Origin of the sequence: Methyloceanibacter sp., from assembly GCF_050728395.1 — a bacterium.
GTDB lineage: Bacteria > Pseudomonadota > Alphaproteobacteria > Rhizobiales > Methyloligellaceae > Methyloceanibacter.
Window position 1 is genome coordinate 13151 of sequence record NZ_JBOHJB010000013.1, and the last position, 25830, is coordinate 38980.

General features: G+C 63.3%; 28 protein-coding genes, 1 tRNA gene and 1 pseudogene. 8 read left to right on the plus strand and 22 right to left on the minus strand.

All coding sequences use genetic code 11. The features are described from left to right. The first annotated feature begins 3 nt into the window (after positions 1 to 3). Positions 4 to 798, plus strand: coding sequence for a DUF4239 domain-containing protein (locus ACREC7_RS03940; protein ID WP_431554392.1), 795 nt, complete (start codon positions 4 to 6; stop codon positions 796 to 798). A 38-nt stretch (positions 799 to 836) separates the two neighbouring features. On the opposite strand, the gene ACREC7_RS03945 is transcribed toward ACREC7_RS03940, so the two are convergent. Beyond that, positions 837 to 1286 (minus strand): bactofilin family protein, encoded by a 450-nt coding sequence (locus tag ACREC7_RS03945; RefSeq protein WP_431554393.1) that lies wholly within the window; start codon positions 1284 to 1286, stop codon positions 837 to 839. A gap of 275 nt (positions 1287 to 1561) precedes the next feature. On the opposite strand from ACREC7_RS03945, the gene ACREC7_RS03950 reads away from it, so the two are divergent. Together ACREC7_RS03950 and ACREC7_RS03955 are read left to right on the plus strand one after the other, a co-directional pair. Continuing rightward, complete coding sequence (locus ACREC7_RS03950) at positions 1562 to 3082, plus strand: FAD-binding oxidoreductase (protein WP_431554394.1); 1521 nt, start codon at positions 1562 to 1564, stop codon at positions 3080 to 3082. After that, positions 3079 to 3678: a hypothetical protein gene (locus ACREC7_RS03955; protein ID WP_431554395.1), complete on the plus strand. Its 600-nt coding sequence runs from the start codon at positions 3079 to 3081 to the stop codon at positions 3676 to 3678. Before ACREC7_RS03950 ends, ACREC7_RS03955 begins: the two co-directional genes overlap by 4 nt. An 18-nt stretch (positions 3679 to 3696) precedes the next feature. On the opposite strand, the gene ACREC7_RS03960 is transcribed toward ACREC7_RS03955, so the two are convergent. From ACREC7_RS03960 to ACREC7_RS04000, 9 genes are all read right to left on the minus strand, one after another. Beyond that, positions 3697 to 3918: a hypothetical protein gene (locus ACREC7_RS03960; protein ID WP_431554396.1), complete on the minus strand. Its 222-nt coding sequence runs from the start codon at positions 3916 to 3918 to the stop codon at positions 3697 to 3699. Positions 3919 to 4073: 155 nt separating this feature from the next. Further along, positions 4074 to 4847: an extensin family protein gene (locus ACREC7_RS03965; RefSeq protein WP_431554397.1), complete on the minus strand. Its 774-nt coding sequence runs from the start codon at positions 4845 to 4847 to the stop codon at positions 4074 to 4076. Positions 4848 to 4906: 59 nt separating this feature from the next. Continuing rightward, positions 4907 to 5551: a hypothetical protein gene (locus ACREC7_RS03970; protein ID WP_431554398.1), complete on the minus strand. Its 645-nt coding sequence runs from the start codon at positions 5549 to 5551 to the stop codon at positions 4907 to 4909. A 45-nt stretch (positions 5552 to 5596) separates the two neighbouring features. Further along, positions 5597 to 6988 (minus strand): selenium-binding family protein, encoded by a 1392-nt coding sequence (locus ACREC7_RS03975; RefSeq protein WP_431554399.1) that lies wholly within the window; start codon positions 6986 to 6988, stop codon positions 5597 to 5599. Between the two features lie 128 nt (positions 6989 to 7116). Further along, a complete protein-coding gene (locus ACREC7_RS03980; RefSeq protein WP_431554400.1) occupies positions 7117 to 7845 on the minus strand; it encodes an SDR family NAD(P)-dependent oxidoreductase in 729 nt (242 codons plus the stop codon). Between the two features lie 399 nt (positions 7846 to 8244). Continuing rightward, positions 8245 to 9735, minus strand: a complete 1491-nt coding sequence (locus tag ACREC7_RS03985; RefSeq protein WP_431554401.1) for a caspase family protein — start codon at positions 9733 to 9735, stop codon at positions 8245 to 8247. A 61-nt stretch (positions 9736 to 9796) separates the two neighbouring features. Then, positions 9797 to 11638 (minus strand): DNA ligase D, encoded by a 1842-nt coding sequence (ligD, locus tag ACREC7_RS03990; RefSeq protein WP_431554402.1) that lies wholly within the window; start codon positions 11636 to 11638, stop codon positions 9797 to 9799. Between the two features lie 44 nt (positions 11639 to 11682). Continuing rightward, positions 11683 to 12372 (minus strand): DNA polymerase ligase N-terminal domain-containing protein, encoded by a 690-nt coding sequence (locus ACREC7_RS03995; protein WP_431554403.1) that lies wholly within the window; start codon positions 12370 to 12372, stop codon positions 11683 to 11685. 3 nt (positions 12373 to 12375) lie between these two features. Then, positions 12376 to 13254 (minus strand): Ku protein, encoded by an 879-nt coding sequence (locus tag ACREC7_RS04000; protein WP_431554404.1) that lies wholly within the window; start codon positions 13252 to 13254, stop codon positions 12376 to 12378. A 428-nt stretch (positions 13255 to 13682) separates the two neighbouring features. Between ACREC7_RS04000 and ACREC7_RS04005 the strand changes: the two genes are divergently transcribed. Further along, positions 13683 to 14591, plus strand: coding sequence for an SDR family NAD(P)-dependent oxidoreductase (locus tag ACREC7_RS04005; protein WP_431554405.1), 909 nt, complete (start codon positions 13683 to 13685; stop codon positions 14589 to 14591). 264 nt (positions 14592 to 14855) lie between these two features. Here the strand turns inward: ACREC7_RS04005 and ACREC7_RS04010 are convergent, their stop codons facing one another. After that, entirely contained in the window at positions 14856 to 15158 is a 303-nt protein-coding gene (locus ACREC7_RS04010) for a hypothetical protein (protein ID WP_431554406.1), read from the minus strand. Between the two features lie 261 nt (positions 15159 to 15419). On the opposite strand from ACREC7_RS04010, the gene ACREC7_RS04015 reads away from it, so the two are divergent. Further along, the gene (locus ACREC7_RS04015) at positions 15420 to 15728 is read left to right on the plus strand and encodes a hypothetical protein (RefSeq protein ID WP_431554407.1); all 309 of its coding nucleotides are present in this window, start codon (positions 15420 to 15422) and stop codon (positions 15726 to 15728) included. A gap of 165 nt (positions 15729 to 15893) precedes the next feature. Here the strand turns inward: ACREC7_RS04015 and ACREC7_RS04020 are convergent, their stop codons facing one another. After that, positions 15894 to 16028 (minus strand): hypothetical protein, encoded by a 135-nt coding sequence (locus ACREC7_RS04020; protein WP_431554408.1) that lies wholly within the window; start codon positions 16026 to 16028, stop codon positions 15894 to 15896. A gap of 724 nt (positions 16029 to 16752) precedes the next feature. Continuing rightward, a tRNA-Ala gene (locus ACREC7_RS04025) sits at positions 16753 to 16828 on the minus strand. 126 nt (positions 16829 to 16954) lie between these two features. On the opposite strand from ACREC7_RS04025, the gene ACREC7_RS04030 reads away from it, so the two are divergent. After that, positions 16955 to 17251 (plus strand): YggT family protein, encoded by a 297-nt coding sequence (locus ACREC7_RS04030; RefSeq protein WP_431554409.1) that lies wholly within the window; start codon positions 16955 to 16957, stop codon positions 17249 to 17251. 14 nt (positions 17252 to 17265) lie between these two features. Continuing rightward, the gene (locus tag ACREC7_RS04035; protein ID WP_431554410.1) at positions 17266 to 17586 is read left to right on the plus strand and encodes a DUF167 family protein; all 321 of its coding nucleotides are present in this window, start codon (positions 17266 to 17268) and stop codon (positions 17584 to 17586) included. On the opposite strand, the gene pyrF is transcribed toward ACREC7_RS04035, so the two are convergent. From pyrF to ACREC7_RS04070, 7 genes and pseudogenes are all read right to left on the minus strand, one after another. After that, positions 17569 to 18276, minus strand: coding sequence for an orotidine-5'-phosphate decarboxylase (gene pyrF, locus ACREC7_RS04040; protein WP_431554411.1), 708 nt, complete (start codon positions 18274 to 18276; stop codon positions 17569 to 17571). The two genes, ACREC7_RS04035 and pyrF, sit on opposite strands and share 18 nt — an antisense overlap. Continuing rightward, positions 18273 to 18848 carry an NADPH-dependent FMN reductase gene (locus ACREC7_RS04045; RefSeq protein ID WP_431554412.1) on the minus strand — a complete coding sequence of 192 codons (576 nt, stop codon included), beginning with the start codon at positions 18846 to 18848 and terminating at the stop codon, positions 18273 to 18275. The genes pyrF and ACREC7_RS04045 overlap by 4 nt, the downstream gene beginning before the upstream one ends. Positions 18849 to 18986: 138 nt before the next feature. Next, a complete protein-coding gene (gene dnaJ / locus ACREC7_RS04050; RefSeq protein WP_431554413.1) occupies positions 18987 to 20126 on the minus strand; it encodes a molecular chaperone DnaJ in 1140 nt (379 codons plus the stop codon). 127 nt (positions 20127 to 20253) lie between these two features. Beyond that, positions 20254 to 22179, minus strand: a complete 1926-nt coding sequence (gene dnaK / locus ACREC7_RS04055; RefSeq protein WP_431554414.1) for a molecular chaperone DnaK — start codon at positions 22177 to 22179, stop codon at positions 20254 to 20256. A gap of 215 nt (positions 22180 to 22394) precedes the next feature. Next, a complete protein-coding gene (locus ACREC7_RS04060; RefSeq protein WP_431554425.1) occupies positions 22395 to 22595 on the minus strand; it encodes a hypothetical protein in 201 nt (66 codons plus the stop codon). A gap of 16 nt (positions 22596 to 22611) precedes the next feature. Beyond that, complete coding sequence (locus tag ACREC7_RS04065) at positions 22612 to 22839, minus strand: hypothetical protein (protein WP_431554426.1); 228 nt, start codon at positions 22837 to 22839, stop codon at positions 22612 to 22614. Positions 22840 to 22894: 55 nt separating this feature from the next. Further along, positions 22895 to 23218 (minus strand): annotated as a pseudogene (locus ACREC7_RS04070) (hypothetical protein); the annotation flags it as partial. Between the two features lie 71 nt (positions 23219 to 23289). Between ACREC7_RS04070 and ACREC7_RS04075 the strand changes: the two are divergent. Continuing rightward, positions 23290 to 23892, plus strand: coding sequence for an alpha-ketoglutarate-dependent dioxygenase AlkB family protein (locus ACREC7_RS04075; RefSeq protein ID WP_431554415.1), 603 nt, complete (start codon positions 23290 to 23292; stop codon positions 23890 to 23892). Here the strand turns inward: ACREC7_RS04075 and grpE are convergent. Next, positions 23889 to 24635 (minus strand): nucleotide exchange factor GrpE, encoded by a 747-nt coding sequence (grpE, locus tag ACREC7_RS04080; RefSeq protein WP_431554416.1) that lies wholly within the window; start codon positions 24633 to 24635, stop codon positions 23889 to 23891. The genes ACREC7_RS04075 and grpE overlap by 4 nt on opposite strands. A gap of 63 nt (positions 24636 to 24698) precedes the next feature. After that, complete coding sequence (gene hrcA, locus ACREC7_RS04085) at positions 24699 to 25793, minus strand: heat-inducible transcriptional repressor HrcA (RefSeq protein ID WP_431554417.1); 1095 nt, start codon at positions 25791 to 25793, stop codon at positions 24699 to 24701. Positions 25794 to 25830 lie beyond the last annotated feature (37 nt).

A 25830-nucleotide genomic window follows, 5' to 3' on the forward strand; every position in this document is an offset into this window, starting at 1 on the left:
AACATGCTTCAGCTGTTTAACGAAGTGTCGCCTTGGCTGCTTGCGCTCGGCATCGTCGCCATCGCCGAAGCCTACAGCATCGGCCTCATGCTTCTCTGCCGCCGGCGATTTGGCAGCGACCGCCTCGCCCTCAACAATGAAGTCGCCGGCTTCAAATTCGCGGTCATCGGGGTGTTCTATGCTGTGTTGCTCGCCTTCGTGGTGGTCGCCGTGTGGGAGAACTACCGGGACACCGAAACGGCGGTGCGCAACGAAGCCAAGGCGCTCGCCGATATCCATCACGTCTCCTATGCCTTGTCTGGCGATGTCGGTGCCAATCTGCGCCAGCATCTTGCCTCGTACATCGAGAAGGTTCGCGATTCCGAGTGGCCATCGATGGCGCGCGGTCTCGCGAGCGAAGATGCGCAGGGGGAGCTGCGACTTCTAAACCGGGCACTGTTCCAAGGAAGTGCCCAGCAGCTGAGGGATGCCGAGCTTTACCATCATACGCTCGATTTGCTCACGGTGGTGAGCGATAATCGCAGCGAGCGCCTGGACAGTTCCGACGGCAGCGTGCCAACCGCGCTCTGGCTCGTGTTGCTCGCTGGCGCGGTGATAACGCTTGGCTATCCGTCATTTTTCGGAACGTCGAATCTCGTGGCGCAAATCCTCATGACCGCGTCGCTTGCGGCGCTCGTGGCGCTGACCGCATTTGTTGCGCTCGTGCTCGATTATCCGTTCACCGGGGATGTGCAGATCTCGCGCGCGCCTTTCGAGCAATCTCTGCGGGAGATACTGCAGAAAGAGCCGCCGCCCTGATGGGCGTGAGCACTTGACCTTAGCTCCGTTGCAAACGCCTATTCGGCGGCGTCGATCTTCGTCCGCTGATCGATTGGAGCCGAAGCGTCGCGTTCCGCTGACGAGGACGGCTGGTTGTCGTTGACCGGCTTCACCTCGGCGGCGGCGCTATAGACCGAAAAGATGCCGCCGGCGAGCACCGCGCCCCGCTCAACCTGCACGTCGCCGCAATTCACGTGACCCTCGACCCGGCCGCTCGCGCGGACAAGAAGGAATTCCTTGATATCGGCCTTCTCAGCAAGCGTGCCCGAGACGTCGATGTCGATGGAAACCACCTTGCCCTTGATGGCACCCGATGGTCCGATGCGGATGGATTGGGCGGTCACGTCGCCCTCCACTACACCGTCGACAATGATGGCGTCGGGCACCACGATGGCTCCCTTCACCGTCACGCCGGCGCCGATATAGGCGATATCCGGTGCTCCCAGCCGAAATCCGTTGATCGACATTGCCCCACCCCCCGCGCCTTTGATTCCCCAAGGGTGGAACAGCTGCCAAGGCTTGCGACAGTTATATTTTTGCCGTTCGTCAATATGCACAGCTTGCACAAATGCTTATTCACAAGGCTCGTTCGGCTAGTGCTTTGTCCAGTCACCCGAATTTCTGACGACGATGCAAGCTTGGGCATTGCCTCTGCTATTGTCCTTTTTCATTGTACGGAGACTGCGCTTTGCAACTACCGCCCGGATTTTCAAGTCCAAATTTCGATTCTGCGTGCAAGGAGTTGCGCAGCATCGTCGGTGACGATCAGGTGGTGACGGCCGAGGATCGGCTTGCCCCCTATCTCGATCCTTATTCGCCTGGTCTAGCCGACGAATACGCCCCGTCGGGCGCCGTCCTGCCGGCAAGCGTGGACGAAGTGAAAGGCGTGCTCGGGGTGGCCAATCGCTTTCGTCTGCCGCTGTGGACCGTCTCGCTCGGCCGCAACTATGCCTATGGCGGCGCCGCTCCCTGCCTCAAGGGGTCTATGGTCCTCGATCTCAGCCGCATGCGGGCGATCGAGGTCAATGCCGAGCTGGCCTACGCCGTGGTCGAGCCCGGTGTCACCTATCTCGATCTCTACAAATTCATCCGGGACAAGAACTATCCCTTGTGGATCGACTGTCCCGATCCCGGCTGGGGCAGCGTGCTCGGCAACACGCTCGAGCACGGTATCGGCTACACCCCCTATGGCGATCACGCAGGGCATCAATGCGGCATGGAAGTCGTTCTTGCCGGCGGCGAATTGGTGCGCACCGGGCTCGGCGCCATGACCGGAAATCCCGCTTGGCCGCTCTACAAATACGCCTTCGGCCCCACGCTCGACGGGCTCTTCATGCAATCGAATTTCGGCGTGGTCACCAAGATCGGTGTGTGGCTGATGCCTGAGCCTGAGGAGTTCTCCGTCATCGAGATGATGTTCCGGCGCGAGGAGGACATCGTGCCGATGATCGACGCGCTCAGGGTGCTCCGGCTCGACGGCATCGTCCCGACCGCAACCATCGCCAACTGGATGCGCATCGCCGCCGGCAACACCACGCGCGCCGAATGGTATGACGGCAAAGGCGCGCTGCCGCAAAGCGCCATCGACAGGCTGATCAAGGAGATGGGGATCGGCTATTGGGGCCTGCGCTTCGGCCTCTACGGACGGGAGACGATCGTGGCCGCGCAGCGCCAGGCGGTGGAGGGCGCGTTTTCCGGCATCGAAGGCGTCGAGCTGGGTGTCGCCACCTACCGGCGCGGTGAGGCGATCCCGCCTGAGCATGCGACGCTTGCCGGCATTCCGAGCGTCGACCTGATGCCGCTCAATTGGCTCGGCGGCGCCGGCGCCCATATCGAGTGCCCGCTCGTGGTGCCGATGCGGGGCGCTCAGTTTCTCGATCTCTATCGGCGCCGCACCGAGCTGTTCAACGCCGAGGGCTTCGACCATTATTGCGGCCTGACCAGCACGACCCCGCGTTCCTTCATCAACACCGGCTCCATCATTTTCGACCGCAACGACGCCGAGCAATGCGCCCGCGCTCGCGCTCTCGGCAAGACCTTGATCGAAGACGCGCATAAGCGGCAGCTTTCCGGCTATCGCGCCCATATTTCCGAGATGGATTTCGTCGCCGCGCAGTTCGACTTCAACGACCACGCCGCCATGCGCCTCTATGAGCGGCTGAAGGACTCGCTCGATCCTGGCGGAATACTTTCGCCGGGAAAACAGGGCATCTGGCCGAAGGCCTTGCGCAAGGCGAAGGACGCGAAGGACGACAAGCCGTGATGCATCCGTTCGCCATGGATCGCAGAGTTGCGCTGAAGCTCGGCGGTGCCGCGGCGATCGCGCTCCTCGCACCCTCCGGCCCGGCGTCGGCCGCCGTGCCGAACGGAACCGCGGCGTCGACGGTCGTCCTTGCCGATCCCCGCTACGCCGAGAGCGTGATCTTCGCCGCGAGCCTTAAGCGGCAAGGCGCCAAGGCCATCGCCCTTGCCTCAGACCGAGCCGGAACGTGGTTCGACGCCGTCGAGCCGCTTCTGCCACTCGGCCTTCGCTTCCTAGCCGGGCTTACCCTTGAATCGGATCTGTTCGTGATCGAGCGCCTGACCGCGCAGTCCGGCGCGCGGAAATGCTATGTCGGCTTGCACGATTGGCGATGGCGGCAGGGCTCGATCCATCGACTGTCCGCGACGATCGAGCTCGACCCGATCGCGACGGCTCTCGTCACTGGCAAGGAGCGTTGGGCGGAAACTCTCGGGGAGGCGCTCGGTCAAACGAAGATGGAAAGCCGGGAAGAGAGGCGGCTCGCTCTCAATTGCCCAATGCCCGTGGCCCGCGGGCCGCGTTTCTTCGTCTCCTGGCTGATACGTTGGACGGCTTAGCCTGCAAAATGGCCTTGGCTAGTGCGCCCAGCGGCGTGCCTGTTGCGAGGCGATGATCATGCCGCTCTGCGCGTCTTCCGGCAGGAGCTTGGCAATCACGCCCATGGCCAGCTCGATCGAGATCTCGCTGCCACCGCATTCCTTAAGTTGGTCGCGCAGCCACCCGTAGATCTCCTCGTCGCCGGCCTTCAGACCGGCGGCGATCTCCTCGAACATCTGCGTCAAAGATCCAGTTGCCATCGCCCCCCTCCATCGTGCCCCGCCCTCAGGAGCACATGGCCCAAGTCCGAAAACCTCCTCTACCAATCCGCCACTGCGACTCAGTATGATAACGGGGAATGCTGCGACTGCGAAGCGTTCTCGCAGCAACAGTCGGCGACCAAATTCCAGTATTTTCAGAAGGTCTCGCCTCGTCTGCCGGCGAAAGAGAGTGGCGTCTTTGCCACAGCTCCCACACTGTCGCCGCCGGGAAGCTCGGCGATTCCCCCGCCGCCATAGGGTGTCGGCTGGCAGAAATGGCGGCCGTTGCGCGCATTGGTGCGAAGCAGGTCGAGATGAAAGTGGTTTGCGTGATAAGCGTCGCCGCCTGGGCCGAGCACGGTGTCGAACTCGGCACAGGCGCCGGCAAAGGCAGCCTGCAGGAAAGCCCGTTCCGCCGGTCCCCCCCGCCACCAATCGCGCAGCACGACGATCTCGCGCCCGTCAGCGAGGCGGAAGGCGGCGACGTCGAGCGCATTGCCGAAGGCATGCTCGGACATGGCCGCGCCGTGATTGTTGCGCGTGCGGCAGCCATACGAAGCGATCTCGCGGATTTCGACCACGCGGCTGCGGAAATAGGCCGCCGCAGCCGGCTGCACGGAGCGCATCAGCCAGCGATCGACCGACGCGGTCATCGGGCAGCCGATGATCGCCGGCGGCGTGACGGCGACACGTCCGTTGAGCGCGGCGCTGACCTTGAAGGGGTGCTCGAGCCCGCAGGAGCCGCGTCCCCCCAATGGCGACATCGGCTGCACGTAGGCCGACGGCCTCACCTCTCCTCCGGCGAGGCAGGCCGCCTCGACCTCACCCCGCCAGGCCGCGCGCGGCTCTGAATAGGGATTGGAGGCGCAAGCGGCGAGGCCTGAGACGATCGCCATACTGGCGATGAGATACGCAACCCTGACCCCCATGGAGGCCTAAGATGCGGGACGGGCGTGAACAATCTTTCAATGGCCCGGCAGGACCTCGATCAAGTCAACAGCAGCAAGAGGCCCATGGCGATCAGCGCCGCGGCCCACACGAGATCGAGATTGACCCATCCGCGGCGGAGGAATTCGAGGCCAACAAAGTCGTAGACGACGAGGGCGACGATGCCGGTCACGGTCAGCATGGCGAGGGTGTGAACGGCGACCGCGAGCCCCGCGATCCAGATCGAGCCTGCCACCGGCATGGCGTGCATGTGCTCCGACTGCATGTGCTCCGCGGGCTCCTGCAGCGGCATCAGGGCGGGGATCAGCATCAGGCCCGCGCCATGCGCGGTCGCCATCAAGAACGACCAGATGCCAAGACCGGCATAGCCGGTGCGAAGTCCGATGCGCATCCGGTGGCGATGCCCGTAGGCGAGATAAAAGGCGCCCCAGCCGATCAGTAGGCAGCCAGTGAGGAGGCGGAGCGCCCGGGCATCGATCGCCTGGCCAAATACCACCACGAGATAGACGACGACGGCGATCGCGAGCGCATGACCGAGCGCGATCGGCACAAGCGAGAGGAGGACCACCGACCGGCTCTGGCGATAGAGCCCGAGCGCCACGGCAAACAGCCACCCCATGGCGGGGTTGAGCCCATGAAAGGCGCCGAGCCCGGCCAAAACGAGCCACGGCCAGAGCGGGGTCAAGAGGCGCCCGCCGACGTCAACCGCGTCTTGAGGCGTCGCTCCCGATCATGGATAGCAATAGGAATCCGACGATGAATCGCCGCCTTCGAGCCTGATCTGATGCGGCCTGTGGCTCTTCGGCCATTCGACGAAGAACTTGGGGTCGAACGCAATACCGCCGCCGGGATCGACATCGAGCTTCACCATCCAGCCGTCGATTCCCTCCGGGTAGAATTGTGGGTCGACCGCGCCATAAAGCGAGTTGGTGAAATATACACGTTTGCCGTCCCGGCTGATCTCCACCATCTGCGGCCCGCCGTTGAGATGGCCGTTCGCTGCCGGATGCGTGGCACGCGAGACGATCCCGCCGATCCTGACCTTGCCGACGAGCTTCGGAGCGAACGGGTCTGAGACGTCATATTGCAGGAGGTCGCCGGTTCCCCAGCAGGACACGTAAAGGAAGCGGTCGTCCACCGAGAGATCGATGTCGGTGACGAGAGGCGGAACCGCCTTGAAGCCTTTCAACAGCGGCGGCAGCAAATCGGGGTCGGCGGGCTCGGCCGGAATCTCGATGATTTTCTTCACCGCCCATTTGTCCCCGTCGCGATACCAGGTCCAGATCGACGCCGAGAGGTCCTTGAGGCTGATCACGGCATTGACGAAGCCGTAGGCCTTGGTCGGATCGTGCGCCGGCCTGAGCTCGAACACGAGCTGATACTCAGGCCCGAAATCGATCTCCTGCAGATGCTTGCGCTTGTGCAGATCCCAGAAATGCAGGCGGCGCCCGTAATTCGCGCCAAGCAGGATCTCCGGCACGAGGCCGTTCTCCACGGTATTCGGCGTGCCCCACTCGCTCGTCACCACCGTGTCGTAGCCGAGATGCCACCACATATCGTAGGCGAGCCGCTGCGGACCGCGCTCAACTTCCCAGCGGCCGAGCACCTCGAAGGTCTCGTGATCGATGAGAAACACCCCGCCGGGGTCGTCTCCCTCGGCGTTGCCGAGCGCCGAGACGTAAATGCCGTCCGGACCGCAATGCACCGTATGCGGCCGGCTATATCCCGTCGTCTCGATGAGCTCTTCAGGCTCGATGATCTTGTGGAACTTCGGATTGCGCGGGTCGGGCTTGGTATCGATGACGTAGATGCGCGAGGAGCGAAGGCCCGGCACGATGAGATAGCGCCGCTCGACATGTGGGTGCGGCGCGTTCGGGCAAAGGCAGGAGCTGCAAGCGTTCCAGCCGAAATGATGCAATTCGTCGCCCGGATGTTTCAGGTCGAGCTGGCCCACGATCTTCGAATAGCTCTTGGACTTGGAATCGACGTCGACCACGGCGAGTGCGTCCGGCACCTTGCGCTCCGGATCGAAGGCCGCGACAAACGCAACGGTCTCGGCCGGCGCTTTGGCCGCCAGGCGCGGTGAAGGGTAAAAGGTCGGATCCGGTGTCCATTGCACCATGGAACGCTCCTCCTCTGTCAGCGCAACACTAGTCCTGATGCGAAGTGTACTAAGGAACTAAGCCTCACCGCGACACTGTACTAAGGGACTAGGCTCGGTCGCGTGTGCAGTGCGGCATGAATGTCGATTCAGAAGGGCTCCCTAAACGGCCTGAGGTCGAGCTCGTGCGTCCAGGCGCTGCGCGGCTGGCGATGCAAGGCCCAGTAGGCGTCGGCAATCTCATCCGGCGCAAGCAGTCCGTCTTTTCCCTTCGCCACAACGAAGTCGGGGAACCGGCTTCGCGCATATTCGCCGCCGATGACGCCATCGATGACCACGTGGGCGACATGTATTCCTTGCGGGCCAAACTCCCGCGCGAGACCCTGGGCTACGGCGCGCAAGGCAGCCTTGGCGGAGGCAAAAGCAACGAAGGGCGGCCGTGCACGCAACGATGCGCTGGCGCCGGCATAGAGAATGGTGCCGCTTCCCTGCGGCAGCATGCGGCGCACCGCCTCGCGCCCGACCAGGAAGCCACCTAGCGCATTCTGCCGCCACATGGTTTCGAACTGCGCCTCATTGATTTCAAGCGACGGGATCATGGCGTTGTTGCCGACATTGTAGGCGACAAGGCCCAGAGTTCCCTGCTGCCCGACTTCGTTCAGCAAGGAGGCCACGTCAGTTTCGCGTGTTGCGTCGGCGACGACCGCTTCAGCGCTGCCGCCGGCGTCGCGGATTTCGCTGGCGACGGCCGCAAGGCGCGCCTCGGTGCGGCCCGCGACCATGACCCGCAAGCCCTCCTTGGCGAAGCGGCGCGCAAGAGCGGCGCCAAGCCCGGCCGACGATCCGACGCCCACCACAACGGCCGTTTGTACGCTCACGATAACGACACCTTATAACGGTTGCGCAGGAAATTGCCGGCACCCTGGGCGCCCCCCACTGTGGATTTGTCATGCAGAAGAGGCAAGCGAGAATGAGAGCTTCGCCGGGGCGCCATTGAACACGTGAACTGGGAACCAGGCAAAAAAGAAGGGCCGCCCCCTGCTTGGGAGCAGCCCTTCCATTGTCGACCGCGGTCGCTTTGGACCGCTTAAAGCGTCGCTAGCCGACGCTGCCCTCATAAAAGGCAAGCATCCAGGTCATGTGAGCCGGCGACCGCGGCGGTTGACAATGAGACACTGGATCACCTCCTTTCGTTTGTTGCTGAGATAAGCGCCATATAAGCATGATTCGAGCCGATGGAAGCTCAACGTGCGAGCCTAAGCGGTGAGAATCCCCGGCTATTTCGGCGCGTTGAAGCTCCGCGCCGGAGACATCGTCCCGTCGGCATAAATGAGCTGCACCTGCATCGATTGGGTCTTGGGCGGAACCTTCATATAGAGCGTGGCGCCGTCAGGCACGGCGTTCGGGTCTGTCGGATCGCATGGCGGTAGCTTGAAAATCTTGTCGACCGGCTGATCGCCAAAGCTGTAGCGCACTTGCTTGATGGCGCAGCGATAGGAGACGAGCTGGGTGAAATAGACCGTCATCCCCTGCCATTCCCGAAACGCGATCCAGCTCGTCCAGAACTGCTCGAGAATCTTCTTGTGCTCGTCGGCGAGCGCTGAAGTCGGATCGAAATTGATGGGCACGATATCGGCCTGCTCGCCGCGTCTGTCGCGCCAAGTGACGTAGATCGTGGTCTTGCCCTGATCCGGCGCCATCTCGAAACTGGTCTTCGGCATGCGTGCGCCAGTGCGCTGATCGAGCGCGTCGAGCAGCCCCGCATCGGTGAACGCGCCCTTGTCGCCGATGCGGTAGCCGAACTGGGTGGCAGCTTCCGGCAGCGACACATTCACCATCCAGCCCGAGTTTGAGCGGGTGAAGCTTGCAATCGGCTGCGGGTTTGCCGGCAGCGCCGCGACTTTCTGCTCCGGTGCCGGAAGGACGCTCTTGCCGCCGCCCTCCTCAAGCGTGCCGATGCTGCCTTTGGCGAGCGCGGCGCCCTCAGGCGCGAGATAAAGATCGCCGACGATCTGATCGTAATAGGCCGGCACCTGCACATGGTCGACCTTGGCGGCAAGCTCCTTGACCTCGCTTTGCGTGCGCTTGGCGATCTGCACCATGGAGAGGCCGGGCTCCTCCAGCTCTTTCAGCAGTGTGCGGGTGAACACCGAGTTTGGGTTCTCGTCGGTATCGCTCAGGCGATCGAGCGCCGACTGACCTTGCCCCGCCGAGAACAGCACGAACATGCCTTCAGCCGGATCCATGCGCGAAAGGCCGCGGGTAAGCCCGATGCTGCGCTTGCCTGGAAGCGCGAATGGGTTGTCGCGGCAGGCATCGAGGATGAGGATCACGGTCGTAGCGCCCTTCTCCTGCAGCCGGTCTGAGAGCCCGTTGGCGGCGAAGGAGGCATCGCGCACCAGCCCCTCTTCGCCAGGGCCCGCTGCCGGCACATCGACGGGAAGCAGATAGTTGGTGCCGTCGACGGCAAAGCCATGCCCGGCGAAATAAATGAGTGCGGTGTCGCCGGTCTCGATCTTGCCTTCGAGCTCGACCAACGCCCGGCTCATGGCCCGGCGGCCGACATTCTCGGCCGAGACCACGTCGAAGCCGAGCTTGGCAAGCTCTTGCGAGATGGCGCCCGCGTCGTTCACCGCCTTTTGCAGCGCCGGCACGTTCTCATAGTCATTGTTGCCGATGACGAGCGCCACGCGTTTGGCAGCAAGAGCTGGTGACAGGACGAAGAAAAGACAGGCGGTGAGTCCCACCAGGCGCGCGAGAATTCTCATGCGAAGCTCCCCTCCAGCCTTCTTTGCCGGGCATTATACGCCGGTTTGGCGCAGGAGAAGATCAGGCGAGCCCGAGCGCTTTCTTGGCTTTTGCCGTGATCGACTGGCGGGTGGAGAAGAACCCTTCCCAAGGGTCGCGTCTCTTGGCTTTGAGCCGCAGCGGCAATGTTTTCAGCGTGTAGGGGCTTGCGACTTTGAGGCCCTTAAGCTCGTCCCAGGCAAGCGGGCAGGCGACCGAAGCGTTGGGCTTCGTCCGCGTCGAGTAGTTCACGATGGCAGACCCGCCGCGTTGATTGCGCAAATAGTCGACGAAGATCTTGCCCTTGCGGGTCTTCTTCAGCGGATTTGCCGTGTAGCGGTCTGGCCGCACCTCGACCAGTGTATCGGCGACGGCCTTGGCGAAAGCCTTCACCTCGTCCCAGCCTTGCTTCGGCGCGATCGGCGCCACCACATGCAGGCCCTTGCCGCCGGTCGATTTCAGGAAGCTCTTCAAGCCGAGATCGGCGAGGAAGTCGCGCGTCTCGACCGCCGCTGCTTTCAGCACATCGAGCTCGAGCCCCTCGTCAGGGTCGAGATCGAACACCAGGCGGTCGGGCTCGTAGAGATGATCGAGCGACACGCCCCAATCGTGAATCTCCACAGTGCTGATTTGTACGAGCCCGAACAGCCCTGCCTCGTCATCGATATAGAGATAGGGCTTCTTGCTCTCGCCGCCGGAAATGGGAATCTGCTTGATCGCATCGCTCATGCCCTTCATGGCGTGGCGCTGGAAAAAGCTCTCCCCCTCAATTCCCTCAGGGCAACGCACGAGACTGATCGGACGGTTGACGACATAGGGGAGGATGTACGGCGCGATCGCCTGGTAATAGAGGGCGAGGTCGAGCTTGGTCACGCCCACCTCTGGATAGAGCACCTTGTCGGGGCTCGTGAGCTTGATGCCCTCGAATACGGGGTCGCCCTTCGCCTTCGCTTTTGCTGCCACGCTTTTTGCTGGAGCCACATCAGCCTCCTCGCCGCTCGGATGGTCACGCCTGACATCTGCCGCCGGTTTGTCTTCGCGCAGGCCCTTGAAGCTTGGATGCCGCAGCCTCCCGTCCCGCGTCCGCTCGGTGAATTCGATCTGGGCGACCAGTCTTGGCGCGAGCCACACCGCGCCCTTGAGCTCTTCGCGCGGCACTTCCTCGAACGGCGACTTTGCGCGTTCGAGCGGCTTGAACTTGCGGGCAAGCGCATCGAAGTCGGAGCCATCGAAACCGGTGCCGACCTTGCCCGAATACATCAGCTTGCCGTCCTCGAAGTCGCCGAGCAGAAGCGATGAGAAGGGCTTGCCCCTCACCTCGGAGCGGCTATAGCCGCCGATGACGAATTCCTCGCCGCGCGTGGACTTGATCTTGAGCCAGTCTCTGCTGCGACCGGAAATATAGGGCCGGTCGGCGCGCTTCGACACGATCCCTTCGAGCCCGGCGGCGCGAGCTTGAGCAAAGAAATCGGGTCCCGAGCCCTCGACATAATCGGCATAGATGAGGAAATCGGAGACACCCCTGGTCGCCATCAATTTGGCGAGCCGCGCGCGACGTTCCTTGAGCGGCTTCTTGCGCCAGTCCTTGCCGTCGAGCGACAGGAGGTCGAACACGAAATAGCGGATGGCGGGGTTCGGTGTGTCGATATGCTCCTGGAGCGACTTGAAGTCGGTGATGCCCGACGGCAGCACGAAGGCAACTTCCCCGTCGATCAACGCGATGTCGGCCGGCAATGTCCGAAGCGCTTGGGCAATGGCCGGGAAGCGTATGGTCCAATCTAGCCCGCTCCGGCTGAACAGCGTGATCTCGTCGCCGGCTTTGCGCGCAATGATGCGGTAGCCGTCATATTTCGCTTCGTGCAGCCAGCCCCTGCCGGTTGGCACGTCGCTATCGAGCGTGGCGAGCTCCGGTTCAACGAACTGAGGAACTAGTGCGTGAGCGACTTTTTTCGCCGGGGCTTTGCCGTTGCCGCGCGAGGGCGCTTCGCGGCCGGAGTTTTTTTTTGAGCCTTGTTGGAGCTCCACACGGCACTCTCGCCGTGCTCGATCTGATCCATGGTGCGGCCGCTCTTCGCGCTCGTATCATAGGTGAGCGTGGGCTCATCGCCGTCGCCGGCATAGTCGTCGCGCTTCTTGATCAGAAGCCAGTTCTGCCGCCCGCGATCCTCTTTCCGCGGCTTCATGCGCACGAGCACGAAATCGCCGTTCAGCCTGTCGCCATGCAGCCTGAATTTGAAGTCCCCTTTGGCCAATCCCTCGTCGGGATCGCCGATCGGCTCCCAGGTGCCGCGGTCCCACAGCATCACCGGCCCGCCGCCATACTCGCCCTTGGGGATCACGCCTTCGAACTTGCCGTATTCGAGCGGATGGTCCTCGGTCATCACCGCAAGCCGCTTCTGCGCCGGATCGAGGCTCGGGCCTTTGGTGACGGCCCAGCTCTTCAGCACCCCGTCATGCTCGAGCCTGAAGTCGAAATGGGTGCGGGTCGCCGCATGCTTCTGGACGACGAAGCTGTTGCCGGTCTTTTTCTTGCGCTCCGGCGGCGGTTCCGGAGTCTTGCTGAAGTCGCGCTTGGCGCGGTAGGTGGCAAGTGGGTCTGCCGCCTTCGTCCGCGCCATGGCTTAAGCCGATTTTCTTTTCGGCGTGGCCCGCGAGGTTTTCTTGGCGGCTGAGCGCGATGCGGCGGCGCGCTTGCCTTGCGCCTTGGCTGGGGTCGCCTGCTTGCCTTGCGCCTTCACGCTCTTCTTGAGCGCGTCCATGATGTTGATGACCTTGGCGGTGGGGACCTCGCCGGTCTCGACCGTCGGCGAGCGATGCTCGATCTTGGCGTTGATCAGCTCCCACACCGCTTCGGTATATTCGTCCTTGAACTTCTCCGGCTCGAACGCGCCAGACTTCCGCCCGATCAGCTCGACGGCAAGCTCGAGGGCTTCCTTGTCGACCTTCACCTCCGGCACTTCCTCGAAGAAGGTGTCGGCCGATTTGACTTCATCGGCGTGGCGCAGAATTTCGAGCAGCAGCCCCTTCCCGCAAGGCTTGAGCGCGACGATGTTGCTCTGACCGCGCAGAATGAAATTGCCGACGCCGACCTTGTCCGCCTGGTTCAGCGCCTTCAGCATGATGGCGTAGCCTTCCTCTGCCGCATCGCCGTCGGGGAGGAGGTAGTAGGGCTTCTCGAAATAGCGAGCGTCGATGGCCGACGGTTCGACGAAGCGCACGAGCTCGATGGTCTGCTTGCTCTCGAGCTTCAGCTCGTCGATCTCCTTCTGGTCGAGCAGGACGTATTTGCCCTTCTCGTACTCATAGCCCTTGATGATGTCCTCGTTCTCGACCGCGCCGACGCCTGGCGCCACCTTCTGGTAGCGGATGCGCTTGCCGGTGGGCTCGTGAATCTGATGCAGCTCGATCTTCCGCTCGGTATTGGTGGCGGGGTAGAGCCGGACCGGGATGTTGACGAGCGAAAGCCTTAAATTGCCGGTCCAGAAGGCGCGGGGTGCCATACGCGAAGACTCCTTTAGACGCACGCGCGAGCGGAAGGTCCGCGGGTCGGATGCGGAGTATAGCCTGAAACGGCGCGCCCCGGACCGCGGTTCCGAAGGCCGGTCGATGCGACGCTCCGGCCCCTAACTTCGATCCTATAGGCCTCTCGTTAAGCATAGGTTCAAGCGCCGCGGATGAGCCGGAGGGCTCGATCGCTGGCTCGAAGAAACATTGAATTTGCACGATTTCCGACGGCATTTGCCGCTCGCGCGGTGACGCGCTCTTCGCGTATTCTAGCCCCGCCAGCGGTCGGGCTTACCTTAAGAACTCCCTGTCCCGGCACGACGACCAGCACCTAAGGAGCCGGCCCCGATTGGGATCGACGTTTGCTTCTTCGCGGGTGTCAGGTTTGTTGGAACGCGAAACCCGGCTCAAGGCTTAAGACAAAATGAACGATACCAAACTTCCGTCCGATCCCGGTCTCGCGCTGCCCGCGGTGGTTATCACCGGCGGCACCGAGGGCATCGGCCTGGCGCTTGCCGAGGAATTCGCGCGCGACGGGCACAACCTCGTCCTCGTCGCCCGCGACAAGGCGAAGCTCGACCGGACCGCGGCGGAGCTCGCCGGCGCCTATGCGGTCGAGGTCAAGGTCACCGCCCAGGACCTCACCACTCTGGAAGGCTGCGCCGGCGTCGAGCAGGCGGTGCGCGGCTTCGGCTTCTACGCCGACGTGCTCGTCAACAATGCCGGGGTCATGTCGTCGGGATTCTTCCAGGACGAGGACCCCGCCGCCATGCGGCGCATGATCGACCTCGACGCGCGGGCGGTGGTTGACCTCACCTCGCGCTTCCTGCCAGGCATGCTTGCCCGCGGGCATGGCGGGGTGCTCAACGTTTCATCCATGGTGGGCTTCATGCCGGTGCCGTATCAGGTGGTCTATTCCGCTTGCAAAGCCTTCGTGCTGTCGTTCTCCAAATCGCTTGCCTACGAGACCATGGGGACCGGGGTGAAGGTCTCGGTCGTGGCCCCAGGCGTGGTGTCGACCGCGCTTCACACCAAGGCCGGCTCGCTGAATTCCCGCTACCTCCTTTGGTTTCGCGCCTGGACGCCCGAGCAGGTGGCGAAGCTCGCCTATCGGCGCTTCAAGCGCGGCTGGTCGGTCACCATGCCGGGGTTCGCCAACAGGCTCGGCGCGTTCGTCGCGCGCTTAGTTCCGGACTTCATGCTCGTGCCGCTGATGGGTTGGCTCTTCAGGGTGCGCGACGACGAAGGCAACGTGCTGTGGCCGCGCCCACTCCCCAAGCCGCCCGAGAGCAAGCACGCGCCTGAGCCCACGCCGCTGGAAGCCAAGGACTAGGCAACTGTCCAACGCTTCGCCGTGCCGCCGTTGGGCAAGCGAATCATCGCCGACCCAGACCGGCGCGATGAAATAATCAGCGACATCAGGAGCGGACGGGCTTGGATAAAGCGGACATGACCGCCGAGAAATTGCGGCGCCCAAGGGTCAAACGTCGGGTACGACCCAGTTTGCCGGCGACAAGGGCGCTAAAGCAAAAATCGAGAATCGCGCTTTTATGCAGCAGGCTTAACAGCGTTGTGAAAGGCTAACAGCGGGGAAGCTCTACACGATCCACCGGAGCTCGCGCGCCTTGTCGTTGGCGAGTTTGTAAGCGGCCGTCAGGAAGTCTGCTAGGGTCATAGAGACGCGCCTGTCCTCCTTCCTCGGGAAGTTTTTTGCGAGAAGCTGAGGGGAGTTTGTCGGCTTGTGATAGGTCATCACGTAGTCGGTGTCCGACGCCGTGACCACAATGTCGCTGCCCTGCACCGCCACGCGAAACACGGGATTGGCCGTCGACTGTTCGGGCGGCCAGCGCCTTTGGAAGTTCCATTGCATGGATAGGGGCTGGGGATTTCGAGAGGACATCGGGACTCGCTCCGCGTTTTGCAGGCGGGAGCGCGATTTACCTCTCTCAGCCACCGGTGCCTGTGGCAACTCGCCGGTGATGTCGGAAGGCTAGCACATAGATGCAACGATGTACTCAAACTTTGGTTTAGGCCGCCGGCCGAAACGGAGCACCGGGGCTAGTCGTCCCTGTTCCAAGCGGGGGAGCCGGTTCAATCGAACCGACGATCGAAGCCGCGTCGCTATTGACAGCCCACTTGGAGGAATGAGTAATTCACAGCCATGCCTATCGCCCACGGCCTACTGACCGCAACTTTTCTGATTTTGGTCGCAGTCTCAGCGGCGGTCGTAGTTTCGATGGTCGTGCTGGCGCTGTTTGATCTCGCCCTCGGCAAAAAGACTTTGCCCGTCGTCGCCGAAAAGACGGAGAGCGACGAACTGGAGCCTCCATCGAAGCGAGAGGTCGAGGCGGTCGAATCGAAGCCAAAACCTAAGCCGCTGGCGGCATTTGGGCATGCGTATCGAGCCAAGGAGCCAGCCGCCCCTAAGTCCAGGTACGATACTCAGACCCAGAGGGTTAGACACCCCTAATCAACCGATACGGGATTTGCCGAGACAGAATCACGGGCTGGATGGGGCGCCGGCCGAAGCCGAACGCTGCCCAAGAGTCAAACGTCGAGTACGACCCAGATCGCGGCCATGAGAACAATGACGCCGAACCAGGCAACATCCATGAACGGGACACCCAGCAACATCTCAGCGGCCGGCGAGATAAGCGCCGTCGAGCGCTTTGGCCTGGTGCGTGTAGTCAATGCTCAGCGTGATTACGCCCAAGGCGAAAACCATCGAGACCAGCGTAAAATAGACGACGACTATCAGCTTGAGGCCCATCGTTCCCCCTGAGGGAACCGTACCCAGCCAGATCTTTACAGGACGTGAATCCGGTCCCGGCCCTCACCAGTGCAACACACGTAAGAGGACTCCCATGATTGGCAATCGTATGCGCGCCGTCGCTCTGTCGACCGCTTTCGCCATCATCTGTTCCGCTCCGCCCGCAATTGCGGCTCAGTTCGACGGAGCCTGGCGCATGGTCGCCGTGACGACCAGCGGCCATTGCGGAAGAATCCCGATTGGCCTTGGAATAAGCCGCGGCCGAATCTATTCGACTGGTGGATCTTTCGCTTTGCACCGGATTCAGTTGGGCGGCCGCGTTTCCGCCTCGGGACAGGCCCGGTTGGATGCAGTGGCTGGCCCGCGCGTGGCCCATGGGACCGGAAGGTTCAATCGGGTTCGGGGCAGCGGAACGTGGGCCGGTACCGGGCCCTCCGGTCTCTGCTCTGGCGTTTGGAGCGCCATCCGCCCCTAATCCGCACTTTTTGACGCACTGCCTGGCGTCGCTCACTGGGGTTGCTTCTTCCTCTACGGGGTGCTGCAAGGCGGTAGCCGCCTGCATCGCTCGGGCTCGTGGTGGGCCGGCAAGGCCTTCGCCGCAGAAGGCTGCGATTGTTCGGCCAGAGTGCTGCATTCAGTTGAGCCGATGTCGTTGGTAGGGTCGTTGGCTCACGAAGCCAGCATCGCAAGAGTCGCGGCGCTTCAATGCAGTTTTGGAAGTAGATGGTGGAGCCGGACGGGATCGAACCGACGACCTCAGCAGTGCGATTGCTGCGCTCTCCCAACTGAGCTACGGCCCCAGGATTTGAGGCGCCATTTAGGGATCGGCCTTCCGGCCTGTCAAGGCAGCCCAAGGCCGGGCGCCATAGGGGTTGCCCTCATTGCCGCCTCTCCGCTAGATGATGCGTCGGCTCAGGAGGTACTTGATGGACGTCCTTGCATTTTTCCTTATCAAGCTGATCAACCTCTATATCTGGGTGATCATCATCAGTGCGATCTTGAGTTGGTTGATCGCGTTCAATGTCGTCAACACAAACAATCGCTTCGTAATGACGGTTGCCGACACACTGTGGCGACTTACTGAACCGGCCCTGCGGCCAATTCGGAAGTTACTGCCGGATCTTGGCGGAATTGACGTCTCGCCTGTAATCTTGATCCTACTCCTTTTGACAGTTGAATATGCCCTCGGTCGGCTAGTCCAATCGTCGGCGGCCGTTCCTTGAGCCATGAATCAGCGATGCTTTTGCGCCGGACCCGCGACGGCGTGATGCTGCCAGTCAGGCTCACGCCGAAGGCCTCGCGCGATGAGGTCGCGGGCGTCGAGGATCATGGAGGCGAATGCGTGTTGAAGGCGCGCGTGCGCGCGGTACCGGAAGCCGGCCGCGCCAACGCCGCGCTCGAAACGCTGATCGCGCGATGGCTTGGCGTGCCGCCCTCGACCGTCACCGTCGCCCATGGCGGCAAGTCGCGGCTGAAGCAAGTCGCGCTCACCGGCGACGCCGACGCGCTCATCCGCCTGATCGCTCATCGCCTTGCTGAGTTAGCCGGACAAAGCTGACTCAATCTCTGCGACGATCGCCTCGGCCGCTTCGCGTGGGTCTTCTGCCGCCGTGATGGGGCGTCCGACCACGAGGTAGTCGGCGCCGGCAGCGATCGCCCTGGCCGGCGTGGCGATCCGAGTCTGATCGTTGCTTGCAGCGCCCTCTGGCCTGATGCCCGGCGTGACGATCAGCATCTTCGGCCCGAGCGCCTGACGAAGCACGGCGGCGTCCTGTCCTGAGGCCACCACCCCGTCGAAACCGGCCTCCTGCGCCAGCATTGCACGATAGACCGCAAGCTCTTGTGGGCTGCGGTCGATGCCCTGCTCCTTGAGATCATCGCGGTCGAGATTGGTGAGCACCGTCACCCCGAGCAGCTTGAGCTTGGTGCCGGCCCGTCCCCGCACCGCCGCATCGAGCGTTTTGCAGTCAAGCGCATGCACGGTGAGAAACTCGGCGCCGGTGCGGGCGATCGATGCGGTCGCGCGCTCAACCGTCGCTTCGATGTCGAGCAGCTTGGCGTCGATGAACACGCGCTTGCCCCGCGCGGCAAGTTCGCTTGCGAGCGAAAGCCCACCGGAGAACAGAAGCTCAAGGCCGATCTTATACACCCCGACGCTGTCTTGCAGCGTATCGATCAGCGCCCGCGCTTGCTCCGCGCCCGGCACGTCGAGCGCCACGATCAGCCGGTCGCGTGCCTTGTCCGTCACCCGGCGAACCTCTTGGCGGCGATGGCGAGCTTCTCGACCACGTCCTTCAGCAAGGTCTGCTGCGCCTTGTCCTTGAGGCTGCCAGCTTCGTCGAAGGCGTCGTTGGCGCGCGGCAGTGCCAGTTGCTGCGGGATCACTGTGGCGCCGACGCCGACTTCGAGAATCTGCCTGAGATTGAGCAGGCTGCGCATGGCGCCGTAATAGCCAGGCGAGGCGCCGCTGATGGCGAACACGCGGCTCTTGTAGACCTCGAGCCCGGTCTCGCCCTTGGCTCTCACCCGCGTCACCCAGTCGATGGTGTTCTTCAGAAGCGGGGTGACCGAGGAGTTGTATTCGGGGCTGGCGATGAACACGCCCTGATATTCGGCGAGCAGCGCCTTGAACTCGGCGGCCTTTTGCGGCGGCCCCTGCTCAGCCTCGAGGTCGCCGTTGTAGAGCGGCATGGGATAGTCCCTAAGGTCGACGAGCACCCCTTCGATGCCATTGGCGGTGGCGATGTGCTGGGCGAGCCTGGCAAGCGTCTTGTTGTAGGAGCCCTCCCGCGTGCTGCCGGCGAAGAACAAGAGCCGCATCCGTTCAGTCCTCCCATCGCGGTCCCGCGCAGATTTCGCACTCTACGCGAATTTGCGCGGGATATGCGCCGATATGCCCGGAAAAATGCGCTGAATTATGCGGATTTAGGGGGATCTGCGCGGAGATGCGCAGGCGCGCTATTGGCCCTCGAAGAATTCCTTCACCCGGGCAAAGAATCCGGTGGACGCCGGGCTCGTGCTCTCGTTCGAGGCGTTCTCGAACTCCTTCAACAGCTCCCGCTGCTTGCGGGTGAGGCTCTTCGGCGTCTCGACCTCGACCTGGATGTAGAGGTCGCCCTGCTGCTTGGAGCGCAGCACCGGCATGCCCTTCGACTTGATGCGGAACTGCTTGCCGCCCTCTGTACCCTCAGGGATCTTCACCTTCGACTTGCCTCCGTCGATGGTCGGCACTTCGATCTGGCCGCCGAGCGCCGCGGTGGTCATGGCGATCGGCACCCGGCAGAACAGGTCGGCGCCGTCGCGCTGGAAGAACTCATGCGGCTTGATGGAGAGAAAGATGTAAAGGTCGCCGGCGGGGCCGCCGCGCAATCCTGCCTCGCCTTCGCTGGCGAGCCTGATGCGCGTGCCGTCTTCGACGCCGGCCGGGATGGTCACCGACAGCGTGCGGTCGCGGGTGACCCGGCCCGATCCGTTGCAGGCCGGGCACGGCGTTTCGATCACCTCGCCGCGTCCCTGGCAGGAGGGACAGGTGCGCTCGATGGTGAAGAAGCCTTGCGCCGCGCGCACCTTGCCGATGCCGCCGCAGGTACGGCAGGTCGTCGGCGCGGTGCCAGTCTTGGCGCCCGAACCGGTGCAGGCCTCGCAGGTGACGGATGTCGGCACGCGAATCTGCGCCGTCTTGCCTTCGTAGGCTTCGGCGAGCGCGATCTCCATGTTGTAGCGAAGGTCGGCGCCGCGTTCGCGCGCCGAGCGCTGGCGCGGCCGCCTCTGGCCCATGAACTCGCCGAACAGATCGTCGAACATGGCCGACATGGAGGCGGAGAAATCGGCACCGAACCCGTGCGGGTGGCCGCCCATGCCCCCCATGCCGTTCTCGAAGGCGGCGTGGCCGAAGCGGTCATAGGCCGCCCGCTTCTGCGGGTCCTTGAGTGCCTCGTAGGCTTCGTTGACTTCCTTGAAGCGCTTCTCCGAGGTGGTGTCGCCGTTGCAAGTGTCCGGGTGGCACTCCTTGGCGAGACGGCGAAAGGCGGCCTTGACCTCCTGATCGGAAGCCGCTCTCGCTACACCCAATACCTCGTAATAATCTCGCTTCGCCATGCACCCCATCCGGCCTTCCACACCAACCCGCCCGCAAGCTGGCGGCGGCGCTTAGCCTCTTCTCTTGGGCTTGCGGCTTGAGGCTGCACCGGGACGTGCAAACCTCACGCCAACGCCTTCACGTTACTTATGCTGACTTCTTGCTGTCGTCGTCCTTGACCTCCTCGAAGTCGACGTCGACGACGTTCTCCTTGCCGTCGCCACCTTCGGAGGGTCCGCCGCCGCCGCCCGCGGCGGCCGCGCCTTGACTCGACTGATAGAGCGCCTCGCCAAGCTTCATCGAGGCCTGGGCCATGGCGTCGAGCTTTTGCTTGATTGCGTCCTTGTCCTCGCCCTGCAACGCGGACTTGAGCTCGGCGAGGGCCGTTTCCACCACGCCCTTGTCCGCCGCCGGAACCTTGTCGCCATAGTCCTTGAGCATCTTCTCCGTGGAGTGCACCAGAGCTTCGCCCTGATTCTTCAGCTCGACCAGCTCGCGGCGCTTCTTGTCCTCCTCGGCGTGGCTCTCGGCTTCCTTGACCATGCGGTCGATGTCGGCCTCGGTGAGACCGCCGGACGCCTGGATGCGGATCGACTGCTCCTTGCCTGTGGCCTTGTCGGTCGCCGCCACGTTGACAATGCCGTTGGCGTCGATGTCGAAGGTGACCTCGATCTGCGGCACGCCGCGCGGCGCCGGCGGGATGCCGACGAGATCGAACTGACCGAGCAGCTTGTTGTCGGCCGCCATCTCGCGCTCGCCCTGGAAGACGCGGATGGTGACCGCGTTCTGATTGTCCTCGGCGGTCGAAAACACCTGGCTCTTCTTGGTCGGGATCGTGGTGTTGCGGTCGATGAGACGGGTGAACACGCCGCCCAAGGTCTCGATGCCGAGTGACAGCGGGGTCACGTCGAGCAGGAGCACGTCCTTGACGTCGCCCTGCAACACGCCGGCCTGGATCGCGGCGCCGATGGCAACCACCTCGTCCGGGTTCACGCCCTTATGCGGCTCGCGGCCGAAGAAGGTCTTCACCGTCTCGACCACTTTCGGCATGCGCGTCATGCCGCCGACGAGAACCACTTCGTCGATCTCGGCTGCCTTGAGGCCAGCGTCCTTCAAAGCGTTCTGGCAAGGCCCGACCGTCTTCTGAATGAGATCGTCGACCAGACTCTCGAGCTTCGCCCGGGTGAGCTTCATGGTGAGATGCTTCGGCCCGGTCTTGTCGGCGGTGATGAAGGGCAGGTTGATCTCGGTCTGCGTCGTGGACGAGAGCTCGATTTTGGCCTTCTCGGCGGCTTCCTTCAGCCGCTGCAGCGCGAGCTTGTCGCTCCGAAGATCGATGCCTGACTCTTTCTTGAACTCGTTGGCCAGATAGTCGACGAGGCGCATGTCGAAATCTTCGCCGCCGAGGAACGTGTCGCCGTTGGTCGACTTCACCTCGAACACGCCGTCGCCGATCTCCAGGATGGAAATGTCGAAGGTGCCACCGCCCAGGTCGTAGACAGCGATGGTTTTCGAGCCCGTCTTCTTTTCGAGACCGTAGGCGAGCGCGGCCGCGGTCGGCTCGTTGATAATGCGCAGCACTTCAAGGCCGGCGATCTTGCCGGCATCCTTGGTCGCCTGACGCTGAGCGTCATTGAAATACGCGGGAACGGTGATCACCGCCTGCTCGACCTTCTCGCCGAGATAGGATTCAGCGGTCTCCTTCATCTTCTGCAGGATGAAGGCCGAGATTTGCGATGGAGAATATTTCGTGCCACGGGATTCGACCCAGGCGTCGCCGTTATCGGCGCGGACGATCTTGTAGGGAACGAGGCCCTTGTCCTTCTCGACCATCGGATCGTCGTAGCGGCGTCCGATCAGGCGCTTGATGGCGAAGAAGGTATTTTCAGGATTGGTGACGGCCTGGCGCTTGGCGGGAAGGCCGACCAGTCGCTCCTGATCTTCGGTGAAGGCAACCATCGAAGGCGTGGTGCGCATGCCTTCGGCATTCTCGATTACTTTGGGGTTCTTCCCCTCCATGACCGCGACACAGGAATTCGTGGTGCCGAGATCGATACCAATTACTTTCGCCATCCATAGCCTCTCTTTCTGGCAGACCGTCCGGGCCCATCACTCGGCACCCGTTAACGCTGACGCGCGCCTCGCATGCAACTCGCGTGGCGCCGGTCCCCTAATACTATCGGCGCGCCCGCCGACTCATCCGGCGGGGTTTCCCGCGGTTATATAAGAGCCAAGCATTTGGGCCGCAAGGAGAAGCGCTAGCTTGGGCCCCGATCAACTTGCGTTTCTCATCCAACACGCTTCCAAGCGGCGATCAGCACAGGGGTGAGGCAATAATAGCGTCCATCGGCGCCGGCCTCGGTCATCTCGCTGCGGAAGGCCGAGGCCCGAGCCGGATCGGCGAGGCCAAGTTCGGCGCCGGCCGCATAGAGGCCGCCATAAACCCCGATCAGCATATTCGCCATTTGCCCAAGCGGCAGGAAATGCACTGCGGCATAAGTTCCGTCAGGAGTCCCGAGCCTCGAATTGCGCCGGCAGCTGCCGCCCGGCGCGCATGTTGCGTCCATGACCTCTGAACACCCCCTCGAACACCCGGTTGAACTCGCCCATGGCCGGGCAGGTCGGCTCCACGGCGATGGCGCCGAAATCGAACTCCTGCGCCACCACCACGCCGCCTTGCTTGGTCCAGGCCGACATCTTTTCGAGGATGGCGACCGGATCGCGCATCTGCATGAGCAGGAAGCCGGCAGAAGGTCAGGTCGAACGGTGCGCCGGCGGGCGCCTCGATCTTGCGAAGGTCGGCCGCGATCTGCTCGAACTCAGCGCCGCCTTCGCGCCGGAGGTCCTGCAGCGCCTCGGCGCCGAGCGCGCCGTCGATCTCGATACCGGTGACCCGGCCCTCAGGTCCCACGCGATCGGCCATCAGCCGCATCACGGCACCTGGACCCGAGCCGACGTCGAGGCAACTCATGCCTGGTCCAAGCCCGACGGCGGCTAGCACGTGCGCCGTGGCCCCTTGCCACATGCGGGCTTGATCGCGCAGACGCTGATAGTCTCTGGCGTCGCGCGTATGCACGGAGCCGTCGGGGTTGGCTTTGCGGGCTCTTGCCATGGTCGCCTCGAGAGTACCGGTAAACGCGCAGTATGGCGGATCATAGGACGGCTCGAAGTCGAGGCAGAGGCGTGGCCTTGAAATATCTGCCGGGAAAACTGCAAGACGCGGAGCAACGGAAGTTGCTGGACGCTCTGCGCGCCGTGATGGAAGAGGCGCCGCTGTTCACGCCCACCATGCCGCGCTCTGGCAAGCCGATGTCGGTACGCATGACGAATTGCGGGCCGCTCGGCTGGGTCACCGACAGGGAACGCGGCTATCGCTACCAGGCGATGCATCCGGCGACCGGCAAGCCCTGGCCGGCGATACCGGAGGCGCTGCTGACGCTCTGGCGGGAGGTCGCGGGCTATCCGGCCGACCCGGAGGCCTGCCTCGTCAATTACTACGTGGGCGACGCCAGGATGGGGCTGCATCAGGATAAGGACGAGGAGGACTTTGCCGCGCCGGTGGTGTCGGTGTCGCTCGGCGACAGCGCCATCTTTCGCGTCGGTGGCCTCAGCCGGAAAGACCCAACGCAAGCGCTCGAGCTCACGTCGGGCGATGTCGTCGTGCTTGGCGGCGAGGATCGCCTTGCCTATCACGGCATCGACCGCATCCTCCCCGGCACCTCCGCTCTGTTGCCGGAGGGCGGACGTCTCAATCTGACGCTCCGCCGGGTGACGAAGCGAGGTTAGTGCTTGTTGTGCGGGCCCCTGCCGGGATGACCGCCACGATTTGGCCCACCGCGATGCGGCTCGCCGCGGGTTGGCTCGCCGCGAGGTGGTTCTCGGCCCCCTTGCGGTCCGCTGCCCGGGAAGTCGTCATTGGCGGCCTTTGGCGGGCCGTCGTCAGGCTGCTGGCTCGGTGCCGTCTGCTTGGCGCCGCCCTTGGCTATTGCCACCAGCGCCGGCCGCAGGCAGCGGTCGCCGATCACATAGCCAGCCTGCATCACGTCGACCACGGTGCCTTCCGGGACGTCCGGGTTCTGCACTTCATACATCGCCTGGTGGCAGTTGGGGTCGAAGCGCTGACCGACGGGATCGATGCGGGTGACGCCGTGGCGCTCGAGCACGTTCAGGAGCTCGCGCTCGGTCAGTTCCACGCCGTCGAGGAAGCTTTTGAGTGCCGGGTCCTCGGCGGCGGCCTCCGCCGGCACATGCTCGATGGTGCGGCGGAGATTGTCGCCCACGGTGAGCACCTCGCGCGCAAAATTGGAGACGGCATAGCGCGAGATGTCGGCCTTCTCGCGCTCGGTGCGCCGCCGCAGATTTTCCATATCGGCCATGGTGCGCAGCAAGCGGTCGCGCATGTCGGAGTTTTCGGCAACGAGCGCGGTCAACTCGGCGCTCGCCTGGGCCGCAGGGTCGGGCGCTTGCGCATCTTTATTGGCAAGTCCCGCCTGCTCTTCGGGACGCGCGTCGGTTTTTTCGTCGGACATTGGCTCTCTTAACGAAGGGGTACCGGAACCTCACGTGGGATATCGACCGTGAGGCCGGAAAAATCAAGGGACAAGGCGCCCCAACAGCCTTGCCGTGTAGTCCACCATGGGGATGATGCGGGCATAGTTGAGTCTGGTCGGGCCTATGACTCCAAGCACGCCCACGATTTTCTGCTCGGTGTCCTCGAAAGGCGACACGATCAGCGCCGAGCCCGAGAGCGAGAACAGCTTGTTCTCCGATCCGATGAAGATGCGCACGCCCTCGGCGCGCTCGGCAAGGCCGAGCAGCTGGATCAAATCCTTCTTGGTGTCGAGATCCTCAAACAGCAGCCGCACCCGCTCCAGATCCTCCATAGCGCGCACGTCTTCGAGGAGATGGGATCGCCCGCAAACGATGAGGCTCTTCTGCTCATCGCCGCTGCCGGACCAGGTGGCGAGCCCTTCGGTGACGACGCGGGCGGTGAGCTCGTCGAGCTGAGCGCGCTTCTGCTCGATCTCTCTCTCGATGCGGGCGCGTGCTTCCGCCAGCGTATGACCCGCAATGCGCGCGGTGATGTAGTTCGAGGCTTCGGCGAGCGAGCCGAGCGGCAACCCCTCAGGCAAGGCAATGATGCGGTTCTCGACGTCGCCGTCCTCGCTCACCAGCACGGCAAGCGCCCTGCCCGGCCCGAGATTGACGAACTCGACCTGCTTCAGCGTCTTGCTCTGCTTGTCGACCAGCACCAGGCCGGCGCAGCCGGAAAGCCCCGACAGCATGGCGCCGGCTTCGGCGAGGAATTCCTCCACCGCGCGGTGGCGGCTATTGCCGGCGATGCGGGCCTCGATGTGGCTCCGCTCCTCCGCGCTCACCTCGCCGATTTCGAGCAGTCCGTCGATGAACAGGCGCAAGCCAGACTGGGTGGGAATTCTGCCGGCGCTGGTATGGGGGGCGTAGATGAGGCCGAGCGCCTCGAGGTCGGACATCACGTTGCGCACCGATGCGGGCGACAGCGTCATGGGCAGCGCCCGGCTTAAGTTGCGCGAGCCGACCGGCTCGCCGGTGGCGAGATAGGTCTCGACGATGCGCTTGAAGATCTCGCGCGAGCGCTCGTTGAGCTCGCGCAAGCCGACGGCACCGTCGCTCACGGGTCGAAAGGCGTTGATGTCGGTATGACGCATAACGCCCGAAATCTAAGGACGGGCACTCAAAGCGTCA